The organism is Acidovorax sp. NB1 (assembly GCF_005405905.1).
Classification (GTDB): Bacteria; Pseudomonadota; Gammaproteobacteria; order Burkholderiales; family Burkholderiaceae_C; genus Acidovorax.
The window spans coordinates 150,643-164,346 of the sequence record NZ_BJHU01000021.1 but is presented as its reverse complement, the minus strand read 5'-3'; the positions used below and the strand labels follow the sequence as shown (position 1 = coordinate 164,346).

The window sequence follows — 13,704 nt, the reverse complement described above, 5'->3', positions numbered from 1 at the left end:
GGACTATGGCAACACCACAGTCCCCTTTTTCTTTTCTGGACGGCCTTTTCGAGCGCGTGGCCGCCGGTCCGCAACCCCCGCAATGGCTTGTGCATGAGGTGCAGCAGCGTCTGGTGCTGTTCCTGAACCATGTGCTGATGCAGGAAAAAGAGGCCATGGACCGCCTGGTGCGGCAAAAGGGCCGCGTTGCCCGTGTGCAGTGGCGGGTGTATTCGCTGGCGCTTGTCATCACGCCTGCGGGCCTGTTCAACCTGGCCCCCGAGACGGCTGTGCCGGATCTGCAGCTGCACGTCACCGAAACCTCCCCCTTCACCCTGGCCCAGGGCGCATTGCGCGGCGACAAGCCCGCCATCCGCATCGAAGGCGATGTGCAGCTGGCGGCCGAGATCAACTGGCTGGTGGACCATGTACGCTGGGATGTCGAGGAAGACCTGGCCCGCGTGATTGGTGACGCACCGGCCCACACCGTGGCCCAGGTGGCCAGCCGTGGCGCCCAGGCACTGCGCCAGTTTGTGGGGACGCGCATGGCTGGGGCAGGCGCATCGCCCGCGTCCGCCCCGCTGGCCCCGGCCGCGCCCTTGTCGCCCCACGCAGGCAACGACCGGGCCGACGCATGAAGCGCTTTTTGCGGGGGGTGGCCATCCTCTGGGTGGTGTTCCGATATGGCCTGGATGGCCTGGTGCTCGACAGTTTCCAGAAGCCCTGGCTGCGGATGATTTCGCGCATCCTGTCGGTCGGGCGCAATCTGGACGCACCGCGCGGCCAGCGGCTGCGTGAGGCGCTGGAGAGCCTGGGGCCCATTTTCGTGAAGTTCGGCCAGGTGCTCTCCACGCGCCGCGACCTGTTGCCCCCCGATATCGCCGACGAACTGGCGCGCCTGCAGGACCGCGTCCCGCCTTTCGATCCGGATGTGGCCATTGCCACCATCGAGCGTGCCTTCCGCAGGCCGGTGGGCGAGGTGTTTGTCTCGTTCGACCGCACACCCGTGGCCAGCGCCTCGATCGCCCAGGTCCACTTTGCCACGCTGCGCGACCGCCAGGGGGTGGAGCGCGAGGTAGCAGTCAAGGTGTTGCGCCCCGGCATGCTGCCGGTGATCGAGAAGGACCTGAGCCTGATGCGCATGATGGCCGGGTGGGTGGAGAGCCTGTCGGCCGACGGCAAGCGCCTCAAGCCCCGAGAGGTGGTGGCCGAGTTCGACAACTACTTGCATGACGAGCTGGATCTGGTGCGCGAGGCCGCCAACGCCGCGCAGCTGCGCCGCAACATGCAGGGGCTGGACCTGGTGCTGATCCCAGAAATTTTCTGGGACTTTTGCCATGCCGAGGTCATGGTGATGCAGCGCATGAACGGCGTGCCCATCAGCCAAATCGACCGCCTCCGCGAAGCGGGCGTGGACATTCCCAAACTGGCGCGCGACGGCGTGACCATCTTTTTCACCCAGGTGTTCCGTGATGGGTTCTTCCATGCGGACATGCACCCGGGCAACATCCAGGTCAGTCTGGACCCGGCCACCTTCGGCCGCTATATCTCGCTCGATTTCGGCATCGTGGGCACGCTCACCGAATCGGACAAGGAATATCTCGCCCAGAACTTCGTGGCCTTCTTCCGCCGCGACTACAAACGGGTGGCCGAGCTGCACATCGAAAGTGGCTGGGTGCCGCCCGAGACCCGGGTGAATGACCTCGAATCGGCCATCCGTGCGGTGTGCGAGCCGTATTTCGACCGCCCTCTCAAGGAAATCTCGCTCGGCATGGTGCTGATGCGCCTGTTCCAGACCTCGCGGCGCTTTCATGTCGAGATCCAGCCGCAGCTGGTGCTGCTGCAAAAGACCTTGCTCAACATCGAAGGCCTGGGCCGCGAGCTGGACCCGGACCTGGACCTGTGGAGCACCGCCAAGCCCTTCCTCGAAAAGTGGATGCTGGAGCAGATGGGTCCCCAGCGCCTGTGGCGCGAGTTGCGCGCCGAGGCGCCGCACTACGCCAAGCTGGTGCCGGAGCTGCCACGCCTGCTCTACGACGCGCTGCGGCAGCGGCCTGCCGACCAGCAACATCTGCTCAAGGAATTGCTGGAGACCCAGAAACGCACCAACCGGCTGCTGCAGTCCATCATCTATGGCGGTGTTGGATTTGTGCTGGGCTTGCTGGCCATGCAGCTCTTCATGCGGATCCGGGTGTTCTGAGGCACAAAAGTTGCCTTCATAATCCGCAGCGACTTTTGTTACGAATTTGGAAAAGGGGCCAGAGCCTCTTGGTCTTCCCGGTGCAGTAGCGCGGACGCACGAGGTGCCCGCTGCGCGTCCTGTTTTTTCGCAACCCCCTTGGAGCTTCGGAGCGGCCCATGCTGTTGTCATTCATTGTTCTGTATCTGCTGATTTCGATTGGTGTGGGTCTGTATGCGGCGACCCGCGTGCACAACACGGCAGACTATGCAGTGGCAGGGCGCAGCCTGCCTTTGGCCGTGGTGATCGCCACCACGTTTGCGACCTGGTTTGGGTCGGAGACCGTGCTGGGGGTCTCGGCCCGCTTCGTCAGTGGAAACCTGGGCGCTGTGGTCGAGGACCCCTTCGGCGCCTCTATGTGTCTGGTGCTGGTGGGCCTCTTTTTTGCCTACAAGCTCTACCAGAAGAACCTGATCACGCTGGGTGATTACTATCGTCAGCGCTATGGGCGGGTGATCGAGGTGGCCTGCTCGGCCATCATCATGTTCAGCTACCTGGGCTGGGTGGCGGCGCAGATTACCGCCTTGGGCCTGGTCTTCAACCTCCTCACGCAGGGAGCCGTGTCGGTCACTTTGGGCATGGTCATCGGGACGCTGGTGGTACTGGTCTACACGCTGTATGGCGGCATGTGGTCTGTGGCCATGACCGACTTCGTGCAGATGATTGTGATCGGCGTGGGCCTGCTGGCCATTGCCTGGTTTGCTGCCGACCTAGCGGGGGGCGCTGGCAAGGTGGTGGAATACGCGGCGCGTGAGGGCAAATTCCAGTTTTTCCCGAGCGGAGGGCTCAAGGAGTGGACATTCTTCATTGCCGCCGCCATCACCATGATGTTGGGCTCCATCCCGCAGCAGGATGTGTTCCAGCGCGTGATGTCCTCCAACAGCCCTGAAACTGCGCGCAAAGGCCCCGTGATTGGCGGGGTGCTGTACCTGCTGTTTGCCTTTATCCCCATGTTTGTGGTGACGGCCGCTGTGCTGGTGATGCCCGAAACGGCGCAGACGCTGCTCAATGAAGATCCGCAGAAGGTGCTGCCGACCCTCGTGATGGAGCGTATGCCCATCATGCTGCAAGTGGCCTTTTTTGGCGCATTGCTGTCGGCCATCATGTCCACGGCGTCCGCCACCCTGCTGGCGCCCTCGACGACGTTTGTGGAGAACATACTGCACAACCTGCGCCCCGGCATGACCGACCAGCAGACACTCAAGGCCATGCGGATCTCGGTGCTGGTGTTCACTGCCTGTGTGCTGACCTATGCCATCACCATGCAAGGCACCTCGATCTATGAACTGGTGTCCGGTGCCTACCAGGTGCCTTTGGTAGGTGCCTTTGTGCCTCTGGTTTTTGGCCTGTACTGGAAACGTGCCACGACCCAAGGGGCGCTGCTGGCCGTGGCGATGGGTCTGGGTGTGTGGCTACTGTTTGTGGCCAGCCCCATGCTGTCGGAGGCGTTCCCGCAGCAGCTCGCTGGTGTGCTGGCCGCGCTGGTGGGCATGATCGGGGGTTCTCTGGCGCCGCAGTGGATTGATGACCACAAGGGCCATGTCACCCACTACGAAGGCAGCGCCCGCTGAGTGCTTGGCCTCTGTGCCCATGGCGCGGGGCTTGAGGGGCAGGCATGCCGCCTATAATTGAGGGTTTTGCACTTTCCCTCAACACACTGACATGCCTATTTACGCCTACAAATGCGGCTCCTGCGGCCATGCCAAGGATGTGCTGCAAAAAATCTCTGACGCGCCCCTCACGGTGTGCCCCGCCTGTGGGGCCGAGGCCTTCTCCAAGCAGGTCACGGCGGCAGGCTTCCAGCTCAAGGGCTCGGGCTGGTATGTGACTGATTTCCGGGGTGGCAGCGGTGGCAACTCCGCACCGGCGACGGAAGCCAAATCGGGCGCTTCCACCGAGGCGGCAGCCCCTGCCAGCACGGGTGATGCTCCTAAAAAGGAAGCTGCTAGCCCAAGCGCATCAGGCGCCAGTGGCAGTTCTGCTCCTGTTTCTTCGAGCTGAGGATCTGCATGGCTGCCTTGCGCAAATGGCTGTTGACGGGTCTTCTGGTCATCGTTCCCGGTGTCATCACGGCATGGGTGCTCAACTGGATTGTGAGCACGCTCGACCAGACCCTGCAGATCCTGCCCGTCGCATGGCATCCCGACAAACTGCTGGGTGTCCATGTGCCCGGCTTTGGTGTGGTGCTCACCCTGCTGATCCTGCTCGTGGTGGGCGCCGTTGCCAGCAACTTTGCAGGCCGCAAGCTGGTGCAGTGGGGCGATGCCCTGGTGCACCGTATCCCGGTGGTGCGCTCCATCTACTCCAGCGTCAAGCAGGTGTCCGACACGCTGTTTTCCGAAAGCGGCAACGCTTTTCGCACAGCAGTGCTGGTGCAGTGGCCCCGTGAGGGCGTCTGGACGGTGGCCTTTGTCACCGGCGCGCCCAACGGCGAAGTAGCGGCCTACCTGCGCGACGAATTCGTGAGTGTGTACGTGCCCACCACGCCCAACCCCACGGGCGGGTACTTCGTGATGGTGCGCAAGAGCGACTGCGTTGAACTCGACATGAGCGTGGACGCCGCCCTCAAATACATTGTTTCGATGGGCGTGGTCGCTCCTGCAGACCCCACGCTCGTTTCCCCCAGTAAGTGAATCCCTTTTAACGCGCCCCTCGGGCGCCGGAAGTTTTTGCCATGGCCATGCGTTCCCACTATTGCGGTCTTGTGACCGAAGCCCTGATGGGCCAAACCGTCACCCTGTCGGGCTGGGTGAACCGCCGCCGCGACCATGGTGGCGTGATCTTCATCGACCTGCGCGACCGCGAAGGCTACGTGCAGGTGGTGTGCGACCCCGACCGCGCTGAGATGTTCAAGACTGCCGAAGACGTGCGCAACGAGTTTTGCGTGCAGGTCAAGGGCCTGGTGCGCGCGCGCCCTGCTGGCACGACCAACGACAAGCTCAAGAGCGGCCAGATCGAAGTGCTGTGCCACGAGCTGACCGTGCTCAACCCGTCCGTCACGCCTCCATTCCAGATGGACGACGAGAACCTGTCGGAAACCACCCGTCTTACCCACCGCGTGATGGACCTGCGCCGCCCGCACATGCAGCGCAACATGATGCTGCGCTACAAGACCGCTATCCAGGTGCGCAACTTCCTGGACAAGGAAGGCTTCATCGACATCGAAACGCCCATGCTGGGCAAGAGCACGCCCGAAGGCGCGCGCGACTACCTCGTGCCCAGCCGTGTGCACGACGGCCAGTTTTTTGCGCTGCCCCAGTCGCCCCAGCTCTACAAGCAGATGCTGATGGTGGCCGGCTACGACCGCTACTACCAGATCACCAAGTGCTTCCGCGACGAAGACCTGCGCGCTGACCGTCAGCCCGAGTTCACGCAGATCGACTGCGAAACCTCGTTCCTGAACGAGGAAGAAATCCGCGCCATCTTCCAGCGCATGATCACCGAAGTGTTCCAGACCCAGTTGGGTGTGGACCTGGGCGAATTCCCCATCATGACCTACCAGGAGGCGGCCTTCCGCTTCGGCTCCGACAAGCCCGACCTGCGCGTGAAGCTCGAATTCACCGAGCTGACCGAAGTGATGAAGGACGTGGACTTCAAGGTGTTCTCCGCCCCCGCCACCACCAAGGGTGGCCGCGTGGTGGCCCTGCGCGTGCCCGGTGGCTCGCAGATTTCGCGCGGCGAGATTGACGCCTACACCGAGTTCGTCAAGATCTACGGCGCCAAGGGCCTGGCCTGGATCAAGGTCAACGAAGTGGCCAATGGCCGTGACGGCCTGCAGTCGCCCATCGTGAAGAACCTGCACGACGCCGCCATAGCCGAGATTCTGAAGCGCACCGGTGCGCAAGACGGCGACCTGCTGTTCTTTGGCGCCGACAAGGAAAAGATCGTCAACGACTCCATCGGCGCGCTGCGCCTGAAGATCGGCCACAGCGAATTCGGCAAGAAGAGTGGCCTGTTCGAGAGCCGCTGGGCACCCCTGTGGGTGGTGGACTTCCCCATGTTCGAACACGACGAGGAAGAAGACCGCTGGACCGCCGTGCACCACCCCTTCACCAGCCCGAAGGACGGCCACGAGGATCTGATGGACACCGACCCGGCCAAGTGCCTGGCCAAGGCCTACGACATGGTGCTGAACGGCTGGGAACTGGGTGGCGGTTCGGTCCGTATCCACCGCGCCGACGTGCAGAGTAAGGTGTTCACCGCCCTCAAGATTTCGGCCGAGGATGCGCAGGCCAAATTCGGCTACCTGCTGGATGCACTGCAGTACGGCGCGCCCCCGCACGGTGGCCTGGCCTTCGGCCTGGACCGCCTGATCACGCTGATGACCGGCGCCGAGTCGATCCGCGACGTGATCGCCTTCCCCAAGACCCAGCGCGCCCAGGATCTGCTCACGCAGGCGCCATCGCCGGTGGACGAGAAGCAGCTGCGCGAGCTGCACATCCGCCTGCGCAACCCGGACGCCATCAAGGCTGCCTGATCCGGGGCGTTTCTCGATTCCATGGATCGCTGCAGATGCGCTTTCGGGGCATCGCACCACTAAGCGGCACGGGCTTCAAGCCCGGGCCGCTTTTTTACTGGCCGGCCCCCGCTGGCGCACAAAGGAAGTTCTCAATGCGTTTTCAGACGATGCAGGCGGTAGCCTGTGCCACGGCGTTGCTGGCCCTGGCGGGCTGCGGCGAAAAGAAGACCGAGCTGGGGCAGGGGGGGGCGGTCGTCACCGGCTCGGCAGGCCCTCAAGGCGCGCAGAACGCCGCCAAGGAACTGGTGCGCTGCGACGCCCCGGTGGCCACGCTGGCACTGGCCGAAAACCCCAATGGCTACATCATGGGGTCGGGCTACCAACTGCCGGCATCGCCGGTGCCCCTGGTCAAGCTGCTGGCCCAGCAAAGCGGGTGTTTCCGGGTGGTGGACCGGGCGGCGGGCCTGAAAGGCACGATACAGGAGCAGGAGCTGAAGGACGCAGGCATCCTGCGCAAGAACAACTCCACAGTGGCCAAAGGCAAGGGCTATGAGGCGCAGTACACGCTCACGCCCAGCCTCACGTTCAGCGAGCAGGATGCAGGCCGGGGCCTGGCCGGGGTGATCGCCATGATTCCGGTGCTGCGCGACATTGCCGGCCTTGCTGGGATGGTGGAACAGGTCAAGTTCAAAGAGGCGCAGACGGCATTGCTGCTGTCCGACAACGAAACCACCGAGCAGGTGGCTGCGGCCACGGGCGCTGCCCGCACCACCGACCTGGGGGTCGGAGGCCTGGTGTTCGGCAAGCTCGGCGGCGCAGCCGGTGCAGGCTGGAGCAATACCAACGAGGGCAAGGTGATCGCAGCCGCCTTCCTGGATGCGCACAACCAGCTGGTGGTGCAAGTGCGTGCGCTGCAGGCCAAGGAGCTGCCGCCCCCGGTGGCGACCAAAACCAAGCCCTGACCCCCGGCGGCGGCGATGGAGCAGCAGCGGCCCTTCAAGATCCCCGAGTCTGTGCTGGTGGTGATCCACACCCCGGCACTGGATGTGCTGCTGATGCACCGCGCGGACGGCGGGGCGCATTGGCAATGTGTCACCGGCAGCAAGGACCATCCCCATGAACTTTGGGAAACCACAGCGGCGCGCGAGGTGCGGGAAGAAACGGGCATCGACGTGTACGCCCCCGGCTGTGTGCTGAGCGACTGGCTGCTGGAGAACGTCTACGACATCTGGCCGCAGTGGCGCCACCGCTATGCGCCTGGCGTGGTGTTCAACCGCGAACGGGTATTCGGCCTGTGCGTTCCAGCCGGTACGCCGGTGGTGCTCAGTCCGCGCGAGCATGTGGCCTTCGAATGGCTGCCCTGGCGCGAGGCGGCCGACCGCTGTTTCTCGGCCTCGAATGCCGAGGCCTGTCTTCTGCTGCCGCGTTTCGTTTGAGGCGCTGAAGTCGGCCGTGGGCAGGCCGTGAAGCCCCGGTTTACTGCGGCCTGGCCAGCAGCTTGACCAAATGCTCGGCAAACCCCTCGGCGGCGGGTGAGGTGGCGCGTTGCGTGGGGCTGTAGAGGCACACGTAGCGCATGGCTTCGGGCTGCAGAATGCGCCGCCGCACCAGTCCCAACGGCTTGGCCAATGCGCCGACGTAGTCGGGGGCGAGCGTGGCGCTCACGTCGGCAGCGGCCAGGCCCAGTGCAGTGGAAATGTTGTCCACGATCTCCACCGGCTTCACGCGCTGCTCCGTGGGCAGACCCGTGTGCATCTGGGCCACGCTGCGCTCATGGTCGCGCCCTGCTGCCACCAGGGAGTGGGCGTGCAACTGGGCCCAGGTCACGCTGCGCTGGCGCGCCAGCGGGTGGGTGGGGGCGCACCACAGCACCCAGGGGCTTTCAAACAACGGGGTGCGTGCAATGTCCTCTCCGCAGGCGCGGTCCGGTCCGAGGGCCAGGTCAGCGTCGCCGCTGGCCACGGCATCGACCAGTTTTTCCACCGGTGCGTCGCGGATATGGATGCGCACCTTGGGCCGCGTTTGTTGGTAGGCCTTGATGGCCCGGGGCAGGATGACGCTGGCCACCACCAGTGGGGCGGCAATGCGCACGACCCCGGCTGCACGGTTGCGCACATCGCTCGCAGCCGTCTGGGCCATGCGCAGGTGCTTGAGCACCGATTCGGCCGAGGCCAAAAACTCGCGCCCCGCGCTGGTGATGCCCACCCGGCGGGTGCTGCGCTCGAACAGCTTGAAGTTCAGCACATCCTCCAGTTCGCCCACCAACTGGCTCACGGCCGAAGGCGTGAGCGCCAGCCGGTCGGCAGCGGCCGTGAAGCTGCGCATCTCGGCGACGGTGACGAAAGCCTCCAGTTGGCGCAGCGTGAAATGGGGCAGGGACATAGGCACACGGATGGCAGTGATGCCATTCATTAGATCATCTTCACAATCTGTAAGAAAGCATTGATTGTGGTCAAGAAACCGGCTGCAGATACTCCGCGACGGTTGGTCAAGGTTGCCTGACCCCGTTTGTTGTCTGACCGGAGAATTCCCTTGAGCACCGACACGCTGAACGTCGCCGGCATTGCCGTATCGCCCCACCACTACATTGACGGCCAGCGCGAGGCGTCGGACATGCGCTTTGACCTGCACTCGCCCATCGACCAGGCGCTGCTGGGGCGCATCAGCGAGGGGTCGCCCGCGCATGTGGACGCAGCCGTCACCGCAGCCGCACGCGCCTTTCCGGCGTGGAGCGCGCTCACGGCCGCCGAGCGCAAGCCGTACCTCGACCGCTTCGCTGCCGAGATCGGCAAGCGTGCCAATGACTTCGGTACGCTCGAATCCAACGACGCGGGCGTGCTGCTCTCGCGCATGAAGCACGGCGTGGTGCCGCGCGCCATGCTGAACATCACCTGGTTCGCCGAGCATGCGCTGAGCCTGCAGGACCGCACTATCGAGACCGAGCAGGCCACTCACATCGTGCGCCACGACCCTGCCGGCGTGGTGGCCATCATCACGCCCTGGAATGCGCCGCTGATGCTGGCCACCTGGAAGCTGGGCCCGGCGCTGGCCGCAGGCAACTGCGTCATCGTCAAGCCGCCAGAGTGGGCGCCGCTCACCAGCAGCCTGTTGGCCGACTGCGCGCACGCGGCCGGGCTGCCGCCCGGGGTGTTCAACATCGTGCAGGGCGCGGGCGCCAGCACCGGCGCGCGCCTGGTCAGCGACCCGCGCCTGGCGCGCATCTCGTTCACTGGCTCGGTGCCCACGGCCAAGTGGATCGCACAGTCTGCCGGCGCCAACCTCGTTCCCTGCAGCCTGGAACTGGGCGGCAAGTCGGCCTTCATCGTGCTGGAAGACGCCGACATCGACAACGCCGCCGCCACCGGTGCGCTCATGTACCGCAATGCCGGCCAGGTATGCCTGGCGGGCACGCGCTTTCTGGTCCACCGCAAGGTGCACGATGCATTCGTCGCCGCGCTGCGCGGCTATGTGGAAAAGCTCACCGTAGGCGATCCGCGCGACGAGGTCACCGAGGTCGGCCCCATCATCCACCCGCGCCAGCTCGAGCGCGTGCAGGGCTTCGTGCAGCGCGCTGTGGCCGACGGCGCCACGCTGCTCTGGGGCGGCGCGCCGCACGCCTTCGGCGCGCAGTACTACCAGCCCACGATGCTCACCGATCTGCGCCAGGACAGCGAGATCGTGCAGAACGAGGTCTTCGGCCCGGTGCTCACACTGCAAAGCTTCGACAGCGACGAGGAAGCCATCGCCCTGGCCAACGGCACGGACTACGGCCTGGGCGGTGTGTGCTACGGCGCCACGGAGCATGCCAGCGCCGTGGCGCAGCAGGTGCGCACCGGCTTCATCTGGGTCAACAGCTTCGGCATCCGCGATCTGGCCGCGCCGTTCGGTGGCATCAAGCGCAGCGGCGTGGGCCGCGAGGGCGGGGACTGGAGCTTCGAGTTCTTCTGCGACATCAAGGATGTCGTCGTTCCCAAGAAGCCCTTCCGCGCGAGCTTCAGCCACCGCTGAACGCCACCAAGTACACAGGAGACACACACCATGGGAAGCATCGTTGGCGCCGCCATCGTCTCGCACCACCCCGGCCTGATGCAGTGCGAGGAGTTCCGCGTGCTGCAGGGCGCGGGGGCCGACTCGGACCTTATCCCCGGCTACGCCCGCCTGCGCGAGAAGATCGCCGCGGCCCGGCCCGACGTGGCCATCATCTTCGACTCGCACTGGTTCACCACCGGCTACCACTTGGTGGACGGCGCTGCGCGCTATGAGGGGACCTACATCTCGGATGAAATGCCCTGGTACCTGCATGGCGTGCCTTACGACTACCGGGGCCACCCTGATCTGGCCCTGGCCATCGAGGCCGCATCGCGCGAGCAGAAGGGCTACAACCGCGTCATCAACCACCCCGACCTGGGCAAGCAGTACGCCACCATCAACCTGGTCAAGCACCTGCGCCTGGAGCGCAGCGATACGCCGGTGGTCACCGTGAGCTCGTGCCAGAACTGCGACTGGCGCCACTTCCTGAAATCGGGCGAAGCGATTGCCGAGGCCGTGCGCCGCAGCGACCTGCGCGTGCTGCTGCTGGCCTCGGGTGCGTTGAGCCACAAGTTCAACCCCATCGACTGGAAGCCCAACCACCCGCGCATCTTCCACGAGAGCAATGTCTCGCGCCCCGAGAACATCGTGAGCGACAAGGGCGCCATCGCCCTCATGGAGCAGGGCCGGCACGATATGGTGCTCGACCGCTGGCAGGACGAGTACCGCAAGATGCCTTGGGAGGCCTTCGGCGCCCACTACCTGCAGATGCTGGGTGCCATGGGCGGGGCCGACTGCCGTGCGCGCGGCGTGGCCCTGTCGGCCTACGAGAACGCCCGCGGCACGGGCAATGTGCACATGTGGTTCGATGGCGAAGAAGCGGCCCACAAGGCAGAGGTGGCGGCATGAACTTCGAATTCCCGATCACCGAGTTGCCCGCCGTGATGCGCGGCCCGCGCGTGGAGCGCCGCCGCGTGCTGGTGGGCGGCAGCGCCTGTTGGGGCACCCTGGTGGAAGAAGGCGCGCAGCAGGGGCAGTTGCGCCTGGACGATGGCCGCGTGCTCGACCCGGCCACGGTGCAGCACCTGCCGCCGGTCTCGCCCAGCAAGGTCATCGCTGTGCACATCTCGTACAGCTCGCGCAGCTTCGAGACACGCAACCAGCCCAAGCCCACCGAGACGCCGACCTACTTCACCAAGCCGCCGACTTCGGTCAACGGCCATGGCTGCGAGATCCACAAGCCCGCCGACAGCCAGTACCTGAACTACGAGGGCGAGTACGCCGTGGTGATCGGCAAGACCTGCCGCAACGTGCTGCCCGACGAGGCCTGGGACTACATCGAGGGCTTTTGCCCGGCACTCGACATGGGCCTGCAGAACTACCGCGACACCGACCAGGGCAGCATGCTGCGCGTGAAGGGGGCGGACACGCTCTTGCCCATCGGCCCGGGTATCGTGCGCGGCGTCAACCTGTTCGCGCAGACGCTTCGCACCTACCGCAACGGCCTGGTGGTGCAGGAGGCGCACATCGGCGACGAGACCATCTGGGGCCCGCACTACGTGGTGGCCGACATCGCACGCCACATCACCCTGGTGCCGGGCGATGTGATCCTCATGGGCACGCCCTGCCACTCCCGCTCGGTGGACCCGGGCGATCGGGTGGAGTGCGAGATCACCGGCCTGGGCCGTCTGGCCGGCACGGTGGTTGCGATCGACGCACCTCGCGCCTCGGCCCTGGGCGTGGGCCACCAGCCCACCGACAGCCCCGAGGTGCGGCGCGTGGCCTGCGGCTTTGACGAGCGCGTGCCCGAGCACCTCAAGGCCAACTACCGGCAGGCCGCGAAGAAGCAGTGACAGTGATCAACAACCAGCACAGGAGACATCCCATGACCAAGCCTTCCCTCACCCTCTCTCGCCGCGACATCCTGCAATGGGCCCTGGCCGGAACGGCCAGCAGCATGCCCTTCATGGCCCAGGCCCAGGCGCTGGATACCGTGAAGATCCTGGCGGGCTTTGCTGCGGGTGGCACGGTGGACACGCTGGCGCGGCGCGTGGCGACCCAGATCACGGGCGGCTATGCCAAGTCCGCCGTGGTCGAGAACAAGACCGGCGCGGGCGGGCAGATCGCCATCACCACGCTCAAGGGCGTGCCCGCAGACGGCGCCACCTGGCTGGTCACGCCCATGTCCATGCTGGGCATCTACCCCCACACCTACAAGAAGCTGCCCTACGACCCCGTGGCTGACGTGACCCCTGTCTCGCTGGGCGTGGTGTTCGACATGGGCTTTGCGGTGGGCCCGCAGGTGCCGGCATCGGTGAAGACCGTGCCCGAGTTTCTGGAGTGGTGCAAGGCCCACCCCACGGGCGCCAACTTTGGCTCGCCTGCGCCGGGCTCGGTGCCGCACTTTGTGGGCGAGTTGATCAGCCGCGCGGGCAAGGTGGACATGCGCCATGTGGGCTTCCGTGGCTCGCAGCCCGCCATCCTGGACCTGCTGGGTGGGCAGATCGCGGCCGTGTCGGCCCCGGTGGGCGAGTTCTTGCCCCACCTGTCTGGCGGCAAGCTGCGTGTGCTCGCCACCTCAGGTGCCACGCGCAACAAGTTCGTGCCGGGCGTCAGCACTCTGGTCGAACAGGGTTTGCAGGACATGGTCTATGGCGAGTGGTTCGGTTTTTTCCTTCCGGGCAAGGCCCCGGCCGAGGTGGTGCAAAAGGCCAACGCCGCCATCCGCACGGCGCTGGCCGACAAGGACGTGGTCGCCGGGCTGGCGGCCATGGGGCTGGAGGCGCGTTCGTCCACACCGGCCGAGCTGGCGGCGCTGCTCAAGGCCGATGGGGACAAGTGGGGTCCCATCGTGAAGGCCATTGGCTTTACCGCAGAGTCTTGAAGACACCCCCTGAGTCGCTTCGCGCCTTCCCCCTCAAGGGGGACGCGGCCAGCGCGGCAGGGCGGCCCTTGCGCGGCGGCCACTGGCCTCGGTCGCGCCAGTCTTCGCGCGGTT

Annotated in this window: 13 protein-coding genes; 12 read left to right on the top strand and 1 reads right to left on the bottom strand. The window is 65.4% G+C overall.

Features of this window, described 5'->3' with window-relative positions:
• Positions 1-5 precede the first annotated feature (5 nt).
• The 8 genes from AvAM_RS09065 (at position 6) to nudB (ending at position 8,113) form a co-directional block, all read left to right on the top strand.
• A complete protein-coding gene (locus tag AvAM_RS09065; protein WP_137746748.1) occupies positions 6-617 on the top strand; it encodes a hypothetical protein in 612 nt (203 codons plus the stop codon).
• Positions 614-2,179, top strand: coding sequence for a ubiquinone biosynthesis regulatory protein kinase UbiB (ubiB, locus tag AvAM_RS09060; protein ID WP_137746747.1), 1,566 nt, complete (start codon positions 614-616; stop codon positions 2,177-2,179). Before AvAM_RS09065 ends, ubiB begins: the two co-directional genes overlap by 4 nt.
• 158 nt (positions 2,180-2,337) lie before the next feature.
• A complete protein-coding gene (locus AvAM_RS09055) occupies positions 2,338-3,789 on the top strand; it encodes a sodium:solute symporter family protein (protein WP_137746746.1) in 1,452 nt (483 codons plus the stop codon).
• Positions 3,790-3,880: 91 nt separating this feature from the next.
• Positions 3,881-4,219: an FmdB family zinc ribbon protein gene (locus AvAM_RS09050; protein ID WP_137746745.1), complete on the top strand. Its 339-nt coding sequence runs from the start codon at positions 3,881-3,883 to the stop codon at positions 4,217-4,219.
• 8 nt (positions 4,220-4,227) lie between these two features.
• On the top strand, positions 4,228-4,851 hold the full coding sequence (locus AvAM_RS09045) for a DUF502 domain-containing protein (RefSeq protein ID WP_137746744.1): 624 nt from the start codon (positions 4,228-4,230) through the stop codon (positions 4,849-4,851).
• Between the two features lie 41 nt (positions 4,852-4,892).
• Positions 4,893-6,695, top strand: a complete 1,803-nt coding sequence (gene aspS, locus AvAM_RS09040; RefSeq protein WP_137746743.1) for an aspartate--tRNA ligase — start codon at positions 4,893-4,895, stop codon at positions 6,693-6,695.
• A 134-nt stretch (positions 6,696-6,829) separates the two neighbouring features.
• A complete protein-coding gene (locus AvAM_RS09035; protein WP_137746742.1) occupies positions 6,830-7,639 on the top strand; it encodes a CsgG/HfaB family protein in 810 nt (269 codons plus the stop codon).
• A 15-nt stretch (positions 7,640-7,654) separates the two neighbouring features.
• Positions 7,655-8,113, top strand: coding sequence for a dihydroneopterin triphosphate diphosphatase (nudB, locus tag AvAM_RS09030; RefSeq protein ID WP_137746741.1), 459 nt, complete (start codon positions 7,655-7,657; stop codon positions 8,111-8,113).
• A 40-nt stretch (positions 8,114-8,153) separates the two neighbouring features.
• On the opposite strand, the gene AvAM_RS09025 is transcribed toward nudB, so the two are convergent.
• Entirely contained in the window at positions 8,154-9,059 is a 906-nt protein-coding gene (locus AvAM_RS09025; protein WP_137747081.1) for a LysR family transcriptional regulator, read from the bottom strand.
• A gap of 150 nt (positions 9,060-9,209) precedes the next feature.
• Between AvAM_RS09025 and AvAM_RS09020 the strand changes: the two genes are divergently transcribed.
• From AvAM_RS09020 to AvAM_RS09005, 4 genes are read left to right on the top strand one after another with little or no spacing between them, the layout of a single operon-like run.
• Positions 9,210-10,685 (top strand): aldehyde dehydrogenase family protein, encoded by a 1,476-nt coding sequence (locus tag AvAM_RS09020; RefSeq protein ID WP_137746740.1) that lies wholly within the window; start codon positions 9,210-9,212, stop codon positions 10,683-10,685.
• Between the two features lie 30 nt (positions 10,686-10,715).
• Positions 10,716-11,615, top strand: coding sequence for an extradiol ring-cleavage dioxygenase (locus AvAM_RS09015; protein WP_137746739.1), 900 nt, complete (start codon positions 10,716-10,718; stop codon positions 11,613-11,615).
• Positions 11,612-12,559 carry a fumarylacetoacetate hydrolase family protein gene (locus tag AvAM_RS09010; protein ID WP_137746738.1) on the top strand — a complete coding sequence of 316 codons (948 nt, stop codon included), beginning with the start codon at positions 11,612-11,614 and terminating at the stop codon, positions 12,557-12,559. Before AvAM_RS09015 ends, AvAM_RS09010 begins: the two co-directional genes overlap by 4 nt.
• A gap of 32 nt (positions 12,560-12,591) precedes the next feature.
• On the top strand, positions 12,592-13,590 hold the full coding sequence (locus AvAM_RS09005) for a Bug family tripartite tricarboxylate transporter substrate binding protein (protein WP_137746737.1): 999 nt from the start codon (positions 12,592-12,594) through the stop codon (positions 13,588-13,590).
• Positions 13,591-13,704 lie beyond the last annotated feature (114 nt).